Origin of the sequence: Sphingomonas sp. 22176, from assembly GCF_052045505.1 — a bacterium.
Lineage (GTDB): Bacteria > Pseudomonadota > Alphaproteobacteria > Sphingomonadales > Sphingomonadaceae > Sphingomonas.
The window spans coordinates 481372-494309 of the sequence record NZ_JBQEPL010000002.1; the positions used below are offsets into that span (position 1 = coordinate 481372).

A 12938-nucleotide genomic window follows, 5' to 3' on the forward strand; every position below is an offset into this window, starting at 1 on the left:
GGTGTGTATCGCTACGGGACCAGGCACTTGCGCCGGACGCACGCCTGATCCGCCCTGCCGTGCCTGCCTACGCTACCGGAACCGAGTGCCGCCGCCTCCCGTTACCCGGCCATAGCCATCACGACAGGAGCATGATTTGGAGCGGTTGATTGCCGACCTTCCCGGCTGGGTGACGAGCATCGCGCTGATCGCCGCCGCGATCACGGTGGCGCTGCTGGTGCATCGCCTGGCGTTCTCGCTGGGGCGGCGGGCCGCCGCGCACAGCAAGGGCCAGCTCGACGACATCGTCATCCGCCGCTTGTACCGCCCGGCGCGGTGGTTGCTGGTCGCGATCGCCTTGTCGTTCATCCAGCCCGGGCTCGACCTCGGCACCAGCGGCACCCGCGCCTGGGCGCAGGCTGCGGGGCTATTGGTGCCCGGTCTGATCGGCTGGATGCTGGTGGCGTTGCTCGGCGTGATCTTCGACTGGGTGCTGCTGCGCGCGGACGTGACCGTCGAGAACAACCTGCGCGCCCGGCGGCGGCGGACGCGCGCTTCGATCCTCCACCGCGTGATCGTGTTCGTGGTACTCTCGATCACCTTCTGCCTGATGCTGATGAGCATCCCCAGTGTGCGCAGCATCGGCGTGACGCTGATCGCCTCGGCCGGCCTTGCCGCCCTTGCGGTAGGTGCCGCTGCGCAGCCCGCGCTCAAGAACCTGATCGCCGGCATCCAGATGGCTTTCTCCGAGCCGATCCGGCTCGACGACGTGGTGATCGTGGAAGGCGAGTGGGGCCGGATCGAGGATATCCGCCTGACCTATGTCGTGATCCGCCTTTGGGACGAGCGGCGGCTGGTGGTGCCGGTGTCGCAGTTCCTGGAGAAGCCCTTCCAGAACTGGACGCGCGAGACCAGCCAGCTGCTCGGCAGCGTGTTCTGGTACCTCGATCCCGCCGCCGACATCCCGCGGCTTCGCGCCAAGCTGGAAGAACTGGTCAAGGCCAATCCGCGCTGGGACGGCCGCTTCTACAACCTGCAGGTGACCGACACCAAGCCCGAGGCGATCGAGGTGCGCGGGCTGATGACGGCCAAGGATGCCTCGACCGCCTTCGACCTGCGCTGCGACATCCGCGAGGGGCTGCTCGCCTATATCCGGAGCGAGATGCCCGAGGCGCTGGTCCGCACCCGCGGGCTGCTCGACTTCACGCCTCGACCGGAAGCCGGGTCTCCGTCTCCATCGGCACGCTCCTGAGCTCGTCGGTGAACTTCTTGAGCCACCACATCACGTCCTGCTCGTCGACGCCCTGCTTCAGCGCCTGCCAGCGCTCGATCCGCTCTTCCAGCGGCATGTTGAGCGCCTGGCAGATCGCGTCGGAGACTTCCTCGGCGCTGTAGGGGTTCACCAGCAGCGCCTGCTCCATCTGGATCGCGGCACCGGCGAACTTGGAGAGGATGAGGACGCCGGGATCCTTGGGATCCTGCGCGGCGACGTATTCCTTCGCCACCAGGTTCATCCCGTCGCGCAAGGGCGTGACCAGCCCGATCTTGGCGGCACGGTACACGCCCGCCAGCACGTCGCGCGGATAGCCCTGGTTGACATAGCGCAGCGGCACCCAGTCGAGATCGGCATGCGCGCCGTTGATCTTGCCCGACAGCCCCTCCAGCGTGTTGCGGATGCGCTGATAGGTCTCCACCGTTGCCCGCGACGGGGGCGCGATCTGGAGCAGATACACTTCCTTGCGCTGCTCAGGGTACGTGGTGAGGAAGCGCTCGTATCCGAGGAAGCGCTCCTCCAGCCCCTTGGAATAATCGAGCCGGTCGACGCCGACGATCAGCGAACGGCCGACCGAGCTGGTGCGCATCTGCTGGTACGTCTCGCGTGCGGAGTCGCTCTCGGCGAGCGCGGCGAACTCCTTGGCGTCGATGCCGATCGGGCAGGCGACCAGCTTCACGCTCTTAAGGCCGATGCGCAGCACGCCGTCGGGCTGGACCACCGCTTCCATCTCGGCGCGGGCGAAATCGATGAACGATTCCATCCACTCCTGGGTGTGGAAGCCGATCACGTCATAGGCGAACAGCGTCTCGATCAGCTCGTGCGCCTTGGGGAGGCTGGAGAGCAGGCGGCGCGGCGGCCAGGGGATATGGAGGAAGAAGCCGATGCGGTTCTTGCAGCCGCGCCGGCGCAGCTCCTGGCCGAGCGGGAACATGTGATAGTCCTGCACCCACACGACATCGTCCGGCTCGATCAGCGGGCGGACGGTCTCGGCGAAGCGTTCGTTGACGCGCTGATAGCCGCCGGCGAAGCCGCGCTCATATTCGGCCAGGTCGATGCGGTAGTGGAACAGCGGCCACAGCGTGCGGTTGGCATAGCCGTTATAATATTCGTCGATGTCCTGCTCTTCGAGGTCGACCGTCGCCGTGGTGACGCCCTCGCTCCGCTGCATGCTGATCTGGCCGGTGAACTGGTCGGTCTGTTCGCCGGACCAGCCGAACCAGATGCCGCCATTTTCGCGCAGCGCCGCGGCGAGCGCGACGGCGAGGCCGCCCTGCGCCCCCGAATTGGAGCCGTTGGGTGCGGTGACGCGGTTCGAGATGACGATTAGGCGGCTCAACGGATCGAACTCCAGGGCTTGCTCAGCAGGACGGCGCAATTGATCATGCCGACCAGCGAGTAGGTCTGGGGATAATTGCCCCACAATTCCCCGGTGACGGGGTCGATATCCTCGGAGAGCAGGCCAGCGGCGGTGCGCCTGCTCAGCATCTCCTCGAACAAGGCGCGCGCTTCGTCGGTGCGGCCGGTGATGTGCAGCGCCTCGATCAACCAGAACGTACAGAAGTTGAACGCGGTTTCGGGCAGGCCGAAATCATCCTCGGTATCGTAGCGCAACATGGTCGAGCCGCGGCGCAGGCCTTCTTCCACCGCCTTCAGCGTGGAGACGAAGCGGGGATCGTCGGGCGCCAGGAAGCGCATCTCCAGCAGCTGGAGCAGGCTGGCGTCGAGATCGTCGCCCGAGAAGGTGGCGGAGAAGCGGTCCGTTTCCTCGCGCCACGCCTTGTCGAAGACCGTGGTGCGGATCGTGTCGGCGCGCTGCTGCCAGAAGTCGCGGCGCTCGGGCAGGTTCAGCACATGCGCGGCGTTGGCGAGCCGGTCGCACGCCGCCCAGCACATCGCCACCGAATAGGTGTGGACGCTCTGGCGGGTGCGCAGCTCCCACAGCCCGGCATCGGGGGAGTCGTGATATTGCCAGGCGCGCTCGCCGACGCGCTCCAGCGACTCGAAATCCTCGACGCTGGCGATGCGGTACAGCCGCTGGTCGAAGAAGGCCTGGACGTTGGACAGGACGATCTGGCCATAGGCGTCGTGCTGGACCTGCTCATAGGCCTGGTTGCCGACGCGCACCGGCCCCATGCCGCGATAGCCGGCAAGATCGGGCGCCTCGCGCTCCTCCAGCGTCGCCTCGCCGAGCACGCCGTAGAGCGGCTGGATATGCCCGCCGCGCGGCTCGGCGCGGGCATCGTCGACGATGTTGCGGAGATAGCCGAGATAGGTCTCGAGCACATCGAGCGCGCCCAACCGGTTGAGCGCTTGCACCGTGTAATAGGCGTCGCGGATCCAGCAGTAGCGATAGTCCCAGTTGCGCTGCGAGCCCGCATGTTCGGGGATCGAGGTGGTCAGGGCCGCGACGATCGCACCGGTTTCCTCGTGCTGGCAGAGCTTGAGGGTGATGGCCGAGCGGATCACCACCTCCTGCCATTCGAGCGGAATGGCGAGGCCGCGCACCCAATGCTGCCACTCGGCAATGGTGTTGAGCAGCATGTCGTCGACCGTTTCGGCGACGTCGCCGCTGAAGCTCTCGTCCGGGCCGAGGAAGAAGTGCAGCGGTTTCTCGACGCGGAACACGCGCTCCTCGTCCACCATCCCGACGGGCGCGGTGGTGGTGAGGCGCAGCGTCATCGGCTCGACAAGGTAGCGCAGATGGTTGGAGCCGCCGATGCGGGTCTTGCAGCTCTTGCCCCAGCCGCAGGTGGGGCGCAGCTTCACCCGGATGCGCGGGCTGCCCGCCACCGGCTTGACGATGCGGGCGAAGGCGACCGGGCGATAGACCCGGCCCAGCCGCGAGAAGCGCGGGCAGAAATCGGTGACTTCGATCGCGTTGCCGGCCGCATCGGTATGGCGGCTGACCAGGATTGGCGCGTTGCGCAGATAGCGCTGCTCGACCGAGACCACGCCTTCCAGCGCGATGTCCCAATAGCCCGCGTCGGGTTCCTCGCCGCCGACGAGGGCGGAAAAGAGCGGATCGCCGTCGACGCGGGGCACGCAGCCCCAGACGAAGCGGCCGGCGCGGTCGATCAGCGCGCTGACCTGGCAGTTGCCGATCGGCCAGAGGTCGAGCGTGGTCATGCGTGGACTCCGATTGCAGCGGCCAGCCAGGCGAGGACGCCCGAAACGTCGTCGAGGCGGTAGCGCGCGTCGGTGGGGCGGGGGGCGCCGACCAGCACGCCCGCGCCGCCGAGCAGGGCGACGGCGGAGAAGCCGGGCTCGTCGGTCACGTCGTCGCCGAGAAAGACGGGGCGGCCCGCGGCGAAGCGCGGATCGGCCATCAGCGTGCGGATCGCGCTGCCCTTGTCGCCACCCGCGGTGCGGACCTCCACCATCATCTTGCCGTGCTGGAGATAGAGGCCGTGCTCGGCCGCCAGCCGTTCGCCCATCGCCATGGCCTCGGCCTCCAGCGCAGGGTTCAGCCGGTAATGAACGGCGGCGCCCAGCGGCTTGTCTTCGAGGATTGCGCCATCGTTGGTCTCGGTGAAGGTGCGCATCGCATCCAGCGCCGCAACCAGACCGGCGGGGCGCTCGGCCTGTTCGCGGCGGCCGTTAGACCAGTGGAATTCCATGCCGTGGCTGCCGACGACGGACGGAGCATGGTCACCGAACAGGGCGGTGAGATCTCCGGCCGGGCGGCCGCTCACCAGCGCCAGACGGCCATCGAGCTTTTCTTCCAGCGCGCGGATCAGCTCGACCAGCACGGGGGCGACCACCACGCCATCGGGGCGGTCGGCGAGTTCGACCAAGGTCCCGTCGAAATCGAGGAACAGGCTGGCAGAATCGAGCAGATCCGCCGGGGGCGGCATCAGCAGAACAGGGTCCCGGTCGGGCATGCAACTCCTCATCGGGGCGCCAGGAAGGGGCGCCCGCCACAGGATCGTTACGCGCGCGGGACCGATCCGTTCCCCGCCTCGTCGGATTCATGCTGCACCTGCGTGGTACCGAAGCGCAGCGACAGGCCATGATAGAGCCGCTCCTTCGAGACAATCTGCGCGGTGAAATCGGCGATCAGCGCGGCGGCGAGCAGCGGCAGCATCAGCCCGCGGCTGGCGGTGGTCTCGGCGATGATGATCACCGCGGTCAGCGGCGCGCGCACCACGCCGGTGAAATAGGCGACCATGCCGAGCAGCACGATCGTCCCGCCCGGCGCGGTGGGGAACATCGGACGCACGAGGTCGCCGACGCCCGCACCGACCGACAGCGACGGCGCGAAGATGCCGCCGGGGATGCCGGCAACGGCGGTCGCGAGGGTGGTGGCGAATTTCGCGGGGGCATACCACCAGGGGATGGCGCCGTTGGTGATCGCGCTGCGGGCGGCATCATAGCCGGTGCCCCAGGTGAGTCCCGTCGTTACGCCGAGAATGGCGACGACCAGCCCGCAGGCGGCGGCGAAGGCAAGCTTGTGGCGACGCATTGCCACAAGCGGCCGCCAGTCCGATCCGCCGACCGCGAGCATCAGCCGGGCGAACAGGCCTCCCGCAAGCCCGCCGACCACGCCGGCGACGGGCGCGGCGAGGATCGCCTGGCGCAGCGGCAGCGTGTCGCGCATCGCGCCGAAATAGACATAGTCCCCGGCGATGCCGAGGCTGGTCATGCCGGCGATCAGCACCGCGGCCATCACCAGCACCGCCATGCGCTGCTCATAGGCGGCAGCGAGTTCCTCGATCGCGAAGGCGACCCCGGCCAGCGGCGTGTTGAACGCCGCGGCGACCCCCGCCGCGCCCCCGGCGATGAATACCGAGGCGCGAATCGGCACGCGGGCGAGCCGGTGCGCATAGCCCATGATCGAGGCGGCGACCTGCACCGTCGGCCCCTCGCGCCCGGTCGAGGCACCCACCAATACCGCGCCGATGGTGAGGATCAGCTTGAGCACCACCGTCTTGGCGGCGGTGAGGCTGGTCATCGCATGCTCGGGATCGCGGGTGGCGGCCATCACCTGCGGAATGCCCGAGCCGGTGGCGTCGGGCGCGAAGCGGCGCGTCGCCCAGGCGAACAGCGCGAAGCCGGCCGGGGTGAGGAGCAGGGGAAGCCACCACCAGGTCTTTTCGAGGCTGGTGAATCGGCGCGCTGCCCAGTCGGCGGCCTCCGCAAACCCGAAGGCGACCAGGCCGATCACGATCGCGCCGCCGAGGAATGCAACGCGGCGGCGCCAGATCTGGGCCGTTGGGCCGTGCCGACGCACGATCGCTCGGACGCGGCGGGTGGTGTTGCGGTGGTCCATGCACTCCCTCAGCCTGGCCCCCGCCGCGGGCGCTGTAGCGAGGGAAATCGTTGGGCGCTACCCAATCCTCCCCTGCAAGGGGAGGTGGCAGCCCGCAGGGCTGACGGAGGGGTGTAACCGCTGGAGGGGTGGACGACGTCTCAGCCGTTGACACCCCTCCGTCGCGCTCGCGCGCGCCACCTCCCATTCCAGGAGAGGATCGCCCCCATTACACGAACGCGGGCATCCCCGGCAGCAGCTTGTCCAGCGTCACCGGATAGTCGCGCACCCGCACGCCGCAGGCATTGTGGATCGCGTTCGCCACCGCCGCGCCGACGCCGCACAGCCCGAGCTCGCCCACGCCCTTCGCCTTCATCGGCGACGTCGTGGGGTCGGTCTCGTCGAGGAAGATCACTTCCTGGTGCGGGATGTCGGCATGGACCGGCACTTCGTAGCTGGCGAGGTCGTGGTTGACGAAATAGCCGAAGCGCTTGTCGACCGCGAGCTCCTCCATCAGCGCCGAGCCGACGCCCATCGTCATCGCGCCGATCACCTGGCTGCGCGCCGATTTGGGGTTCAGGATCCGCCCCGCCGCACACACGGCCAGCATCCGGCGCACCCGCACTTCGGCGGTGGCGGCGTCCACCGCCACCTCGACGAAATGCGCGCCGAAGGTCGACTGCTGGTACTTCTTGGCGAGGTCGCCGTAATCCATGAAGTCCTCGGCGACGAGCTCGCCGCCCTTGGCCGCCTCGGCCAGCGCGACGCTGCGGTTGCCCGCGCGGACCTTGCCGTCCTCGAACACCACATCGGCCGAGTTGAAGCCGAGCGCCGCCGTCACCTTGTCGCGCAGCATCGCGCAGGCGGCATAGACGCCTGCGGTCGAGCTGTTGGCGCCCCATTGCCCGCCCGAGCCCGCCGAGGCCGGGAAGCTGGAATCGCCCAGCCGCACCACCACCGTCTCCAGCGGCACGCCCATCATCTCCGCCGCGGTCTGGGCGATGATCGTGTAGGTGCCGGTGCCGATATCGGTCATGTCGGTCTCGACCGTCACCACGCCCTTGCCGTCCAGCCGAACGCGCGCGCCCGACTTGCCGTTGAGGTTGTTGCGGAACGCCGCGGCCATGCCCATGCCGATCAGCCAGCGGCCCTCGCGCACGGCACCCGGCGCCTTGGCACGCCTGGCCCAGCCGAACTTCTCCGCGCCGATCTGCATGCACTGGATCAGCTGGCGCTGCGAGAAGGGGCGGTTGGGCGCTTCGGGATCGACCTGGGTGTCGTTCAGCGCGCGGAACGCCACCGGGTCCATCCCCAGCTTTTCCGCCATCTCGTCCATCGCGATCTCGAGCGCCATCAGGCCCGGGGCCTCGCCGGGCGCGCGCATGGCATTGCCCTCGGGCAGGTCGAGCACCGCCAGCCGCATGGCGGTCAGCCGGTTCTCTCCCGCGTAGAGCAGGCGGGTCTGGCTAACTGCCGTCTCTGGCCCGCCGCCGGGCAGGTCGCCCGACCAGCTTTCATGGCCGATCGCGGTGATCTTGCCGTCCTTGGTCGTGCCGATGCGGATGCGCTGGATCGTCGCGGGACGATGCGTGGTGTTGTTGGCGATCAGCGGGCGCTGGAGCGACACCTTGACCGGCCGCCCCGCCGCCCTGGCGCCGAGCGCGGCGAGGATCGCGTCAGTGCGGACGAACAGCTTGCCGCCGAACCCGCCGCCGACATAGGGCGACATCAGCCGCACCTTTTCCTTGGGCAGGCCGAGCGTGCGTGCCACGTCACCCTTGCCCCAGTTGATCATCTGGTTCGAGGTCCAGAGCAGCAGCTGGTCGCCTTCCCACTTGGCGGTGGAGGCGTGCGGCTCCATCATCGCGTGCGAATGATCCGGCGTGGTGTAGCGCGCGTCGAGCTGCACCGGCGCGCTGGCGAAGGCGCCGTCGAAATTGCCGACCTTGCTTTCCGCTGGGCCGCCAAAGCCTTCCTTGGGCAGCGTGGCGCTCGCCATTTCTGCCTTGAGATCGAAGCGGCCCTTGCCCCGCGCATAGTCGACGCGGATCAGCGAGGATGCGGCGCGCGCCTGCTCGAAGGTCTCGGCCACCACCAGCGCGATTGCCTGGTGGTAATGCTCGATCTCGGGCCCGCCGAGCAGGTGGGCCGTGTTGAAATTTCCTTTGGTCAGCTTGCCGGCATTCTCGGCGGTGACGATCGCGAGCACGCCCGGTGCTGCCTTGGCGGCGCTAAGATCCATGCCGGTGATACGGCCCTTGGCGATCGCCGAGCCGAGCACATAGCCATAGGCCGCACCCGGCGCGACATCGTGCCGTTCATAGGCATAGGGCGCGCGGCCGGTGGTCTTTAGCGGACCGTCGATCCGGTCGGTGGCCTTGCCGACCACCTTGAGGCGGTCGATCGGGTTGGTCGTGGCGGGGGTATCGAACTTCATGGCTCAGCCCCTTGCTTCGCTCAGCACCGCGGCGAGCGTGCGCTCGGCCAGCTGGAGCTTGAACGCGTTGTCGTGCGTCGGCGTGGCGCCGGCGAAGGCGATCCTGGCGGTGGCGGCGGCGCCCTTGGGAAGTGCTGCCTCGGCGGCTTCGACGCGCCAAGGCTTGTGCGCCATGCCGCCGAACGCGACCCGGCCGGTGCCGTCCTTCTGCACCACCGCCGCCACCGAGACGAGCGCGAAGGCATAGGACGCGCGGTCGCGCACCTTGTGGTAGAAATGCTTGCCGCCCAGCGGCTTGGGCAGGGTGACCGCGGTGATCAGCTCGCCGGATTGCAGCGTGTTGTCGATGTGTGGGGTGTCGCCCGGCAGGCGGTGGAAGTCGGCGATGGCGATTTTCCGGGTGCTGCCGTCGGGCTTCACCGTCTCGACGGTTGCGTCGAGCAGCCGCATCGCGATGGCCATGTCGCCGGGATAGGTGGCGATGCACGCCTTGCTGGTGCCGATCACTGCGAGCTGGCGGCTGAACCCGCCGATTGCCGCGCAGCCGCTGCCGGGCTTGCGCTTGTTGCAGGGCTGGTTGGGGTCGTAGAAATAGGGGCAGCGTGTGCGCTGGAGCAGGTTGCCGGCGGTGGTCGCCTTGTTGCGCAGCTGGCCGCTGGCGCCCGCGACGATCGCCCGCATCAGCACCGCATAGTCGCGGCGGACGCGCTTGTCGGCAGCGAGATCGGTGTTGCGCACCAGCGCGCCGATGCGCAGCCCACCGTCCGCAGTCTCCTCGATCCGGTCGAGCGCCAGCTTGTTGACGTCGATCAGATGCGCCGGGGTCTCGATCTCCAGCTTCATCAGGTCGAGCAGATTGGTGCCGCCGGCGATGAACTTGGCCCCGGGGGTCTTGGCGGCGAGCGCGGCGGCGTCGGCCGGGCTGCTCGCGCGGGTATACTCAAAAGCCTTCATGCCTGCCTCCGCCCCGCGGCTTCGCGGATCGCCTCGACGATGTTCGAATAGGCGCCGCAGCGGCAGATATTGCCGCTCATCCGCTCGCGGATCTCCATCTCGGAGAAGGCGGGGGAGGCGGCGACGTCGGCGGCGACATGGCTAGGGATGCCGGCCTTGATCTCGTCGAGCACCGCCACCGCCGAGCAGATCTGCCCCGGCGTGCAATAGCCGCACTGATAGCCGTCATGCTTCACGAAGGCGGCCTGCATCGGGTGCAGATCCTCGGGCGTGCCCAGGCCTTCGATGGTGGTGACGCTGTCGCCGTCATGCATCACCGCGAGGCTCAGGCAGGAGTTGATGCGACGGCCGTTGACCATCACCGTGCAGGCACCGCACTGGCCATGGTCGCAGCCCTTCTTGGTGCCGGTGAGGTGGAGATGCTCGCGCAGCGCGTCGAGCAGCGTCGTGCGCGTGTCGACGGTCAGCTCCGCGGGCTTGCCGTTGACCTTCAACTGGACGGGCAAAGTGGGGGGCGTCTCCATCGGCGCTACCGCTTCCTTGTTGCTGGCGCCGGCGGGGAGGGCGGTCACGGCAGCAAAGCCCGCGCCGCTCGTCAGCAACCCCCGTCGCGATACGCCGATATCGGCTGGTCGATCCATTTTGGCATCCCCTATGTGCGTGCACCCGCGATTCATCGTTTGAGCGCCAGGCTAGTTCCTGGCCGAACCGTGGAGCCAACGATTGCATCTATAGGGTTGGGCTTAATCGATCGCCCCGGAGCTGGGAAGAAGAACCGCATAGGCCGCTGCCGATGGCAGTAAGTTGCAGGCCAATGATCACCGCCAGGATGTCCTGGCGGTAATTCGGTACAAATGCGCGACGTTCGGCTTATGCGGGCGAGCAGAATGCTGCGGAGAAGGAGCCGTAGCAGTTTCGACCGGGGCTCCACGTCGAATAGTCGGGTAGATGGCCGGCACCATCGCCGCCGCCATCCTCGCCGGTGTCCAGGCCAAAGGCACGTTGGCACGAAAGGTCGCAATCCCGTTCCCTGCCGGGGAAAGCATCGTAGCAACTGAGTACGCACGACTGATAAGCATCCCAGTCAATCGGATCGGCGATCGCGGGCGTGCTAGACGCAGAGAGGCTACCGAAGACGATCGTTAAAGAAGAGATGGATACGTTTAGAAAGCGTTTCATTTCTATGATCCTCCCTTGTTGGGCATTGGGAGAGTCAAGTGGAAGAGGGGGCTTGTCAATACTCCATCTATCCCCGGGTGTCGTATTCTATCGCTGTCCCGCCAGCCTTTCAGTCCTGCTGGTCGGACAGGTCCATGAAGTTGCGGGCGGCCTCGCGATCGGCTTCGTCCTCGAAGGTGACGTCGAGGTCGGGCGCGTTGCCGAGCATGAACAGCAGCGCCCAGAGCGCGAAGCGGCGGGCGCGATCGGTCTCGAGGCCGAGATCGACCTTCATCCGCTCGATGCCCGAGGCGAGCGCGGGCGGGGTGAGGGCGCCGAGGTCGGCGGTGCCGAAATAGCGGACTAGCTGGTCGTCGAGTTGCATGGTCCGCGCCTACCTCCCTCCGGCCGGGGCGGCAAGGATACGGGACATTCCCAAGCGACGGCCCCCGCGCAGCGGTGCATGGGCAGGAGCATGTGGACGTATCATCCCGATCTGCTCGCCACGCCGGTGCCGCGCTACACCAGCTATCCCACCGCCGCCGAGTTCGGCGACGATGTCGGGCCGGCCGAGATGGCGGCGGCGCTCGATCGGGTGGAGCCGGATAGCGAGCTGTCGCTCTATCTCCACATCCCCTTTTGCCACGAGATCTGCTGGTATTGCGGCTGCAACACGGGTGCTGCCAACCGCACGGCGCGGCTCGACGCCTATCTCGCCCGCCTCTCGGAGGAGATCGAGCTGGTCGCGCGGCGGCTCGGCGGGCGGGGGCGGGTGGGGCGCATCGCGTTCGGCGGCGGCAGCCCCAATGCCATCGCGCCGGAGGCGTTTCTGCGGCTGGTGGCGCAGACCAAGGATGCCTTCGGTGCCCGCGCGCCCGTGCTTTCCGTGGAGGTCGATCCGCGCGGCTTCGATGCCGCCTGGGCCGGTGCGCTGGCAGAGGCCGGCGCGTCGCGCGTCAGCCTGGGGGTACAGACCTTCGATCCCGCGATCCAGGCGGCGATCGGCCGCGTCCAGCCGCGGGGCGACATTGCCATTACCGTCGATCTGCTGCGCCACGTCGGCGTCGAATCGATCAATTTCGACCTGATGTACGGCCTGCCCGGCCAGACCGACCAGGCGCTGGCCGACTCGATCGCCGAGAGCGTGAGGATGGGCGCCGATCGGCTTGCGGTGTTCGGCTATGCCCATGTGCCCCACTTGATCCCCCGCCAGCGCCGGATCGATGCGACCGCGCTTCCGGGCGCCGAGGCGCGCTTCGCCCAGGCCGCGCTGGCGCACGCGGCGCTGGTGGCGGACGGCTATGCCGCGATCGGCTTCGACCATTTCGCCAAGCCCGGCGACGCGATCGCGAAAGCTATGCAGGAGGGCCGGCTGCGTCGCAACTTCCAGGGCTTTACCGAGGACGAGGCCGAGGTGCTGATCGGGCTGGGCGCCAGCGCGATCAGCCAGTTTCCGGATCTGCTGGTGCAGAACGAGAAGAATGCCGGCCGCTGGCACATGGCCGTCTCCTCCGGCCGGTTCGCCGCGGCGCGCGGGGTGCGGCGCTCGGTTGACGATCAGTGGCGGGCAGCCGCGATCGAGGAGCTGCTGTGCCAGGGCCGCGCCGATCTGGGCGGCATCTCCGGCCGCGCGACCATCGCGCTGCGGCTCGCGCGGTTCGCGGCGCTCCAGCTGGTCCGCTGGGAAGGCAGCGTGCTGCTGCTTGCGCCCGAGGCACTGCCCTATGCGCGAGTGATCGCCAGCGCGCTCGACAGCCATCGCGGACCGGCCGCCACTCGCTTCAGCAGCGCGGTGTGAACCCGAACCCTCTCCGGGAATCTACCCAGCCTTCCGAGTATAGCCTCGGTTAATATCGGCTCCTATAAAGCGCAGTCCCGCCACGCGC

At 68.2% G+C, this 12938-nt stretch carries 11 protein-coding genes; 2 read left to right on the forward strand and 9 right to left on the reverse strand.

Features of this window, described 5'->3' with window-relative positions; all coding sequences use genetic code 11:
• Positions 1-136: 136 nt before the first annotated feature.
• Positions 137-1231 (forward strand): mechanosensitive ion channel family protein, encoded by a 1095-nt coding sequence (locus ACTJKY_RS10105; RefSeq protein WP_440845818.1) that lies wholly within the window; start codon positions 137-139, stop codon positions 1229-1231.
• Here ACTJKY_RS10105 and ACTJKY_RS10110 read toward each other — a convergent pair.
• The 9 genes from ACTJKY_RS10110 to ACTJKY_RS10150 form a co-directional block, all read right to left on the reverse strand.
• Entirely contained in the window at positions 1182-2591 is a 1410-nt protein-coding gene (locus ACTJKY_RS10110; RefSeq protein WP_440845819.1) for an alpha,alpha-trehalose-phosphate synthase (UDP-forming), read from the reverse strand. The genes ACTJKY_RS10105 and ACTJKY_RS10110 overlap by 50 nt on opposite strands.
• Positions 2588-4381: a glycoside hydrolase family 15 protein gene (locus tag ACTJKY_RS10115; protein ID WP_440845821.1), complete on the reverse strand. Its 1794-nt coding sequence runs from the start codon at positions 4379-4381 to the stop codon at positions 2588-2590. The genes ACTJKY_RS10110 and ACTJKY_RS10115 overlap by 4 nt, the downstream gene beginning before the upstream one ends.
• The gene (gene otsB, locus ACTJKY_RS10120) at positions 4378-5136 is read right to left on the reverse strand and encodes a trehalose-phosphatase (protein ID WP_440845822.1); all 759 of its coding nucleotides are present in this window, start codon (positions 5134-5136) and stop codon (positions 4378-4380) included. The genes ACTJKY_RS10115 and otsB overlap by 4 nt, the downstream gene beginning before the upstream one ends.
• Before the next feature lie 47 nt (positions 5137-5183).
• On the reverse strand, positions 5184-6524 hold the full coding sequence (locus ACTJKY_RS10125; RefSeq protein ID WP_440845823.1) for a chloride channel protein: 1341 nt from the start codon (positions 6522-6524) through the stop codon (positions 5184-5186).
• A gap of 208 nt (positions 6525-6732) precedes the next feature.
• Positions 6733-8940: an aldehyde oxidoreductase molybdenum-binding subunit PaoC gene (paoC, locus tag ACTJKY_RS10130; protein ID WP_440845825.1), complete on the reverse strand. Its 2208-nt coding sequence runs from the start codon at positions 8938-8940 to the stop codon at positions 6733-6735.
• A 3-nt stretch (positions 8941-8943) separates the two neighbouring features.
• Positions 8944-9894 carry an FAD binding domain-containing protein gene (locus ACTJKY_RS10135; RefSeq protein ID WP_440845826.1) on the reverse strand — a complete coding sequence of 317 codons (951 nt, stop codon included), beginning with the start codon at positions 9892-9894 and terminating at the stop codon, positions 8944-8946.
• Positions 9891-10535: an aldehyde dehydrogenase iron-sulfur subunit PaoA gene (paoA, locus tag ACTJKY_RS10140; RefSeq protein ID WP_440845827.1), complete on the reverse strand. Its 645-nt coding sequence runs from the start codon at positions 10533-10535 to the stop codon at positions 9891-9893. Before paoA ends, ACTJKY_RS10135 begins: the two co-directional genes overlap by 4 nt.
• A 229-nt stretch (positions 10536-10764) precedes the next feature.
• Positions 10765-11073, reverse strand: coding sequence for a hypothetical protein (locus ACTJKY_RS10145; protein ID WP_440845828.1), 309 nt, complete (start codon positions 11071-11073; stop codon positions 10765-10767).
• Between the two features lie 109 nt (positions 11074-11182).
• The gene (locus tag ACTJKY_RS10150; RefSeq protein WP_066723669.1) at positions 11183-11437 is read right to left on the reverse strand and encodes a hypothetical protein; all 255 of its coding nucleotides are present in this window, start codon (positions 11435-11437) and stop codon (positions 11183-11185) included.
• 90 nt (positions 11438-11527) lie between these two features.
• Between ACTJKY_RS10150 and hemN the strand changes: the two genes are divergently transcribed.
• On the forward strand, positions 11528-12850 hold the full coding sequence (hemN, locus tag ACTJKY_RS10155; protein WP_440845830.1) for an oxygen-independent coproporphyrinogen III oxidase: 1323 nt from the start codon (positions 11528-11530) through the stop codon (positions 12848-12850).
• Positions 12851-12938: the final 88 nt, after the last annotated feature.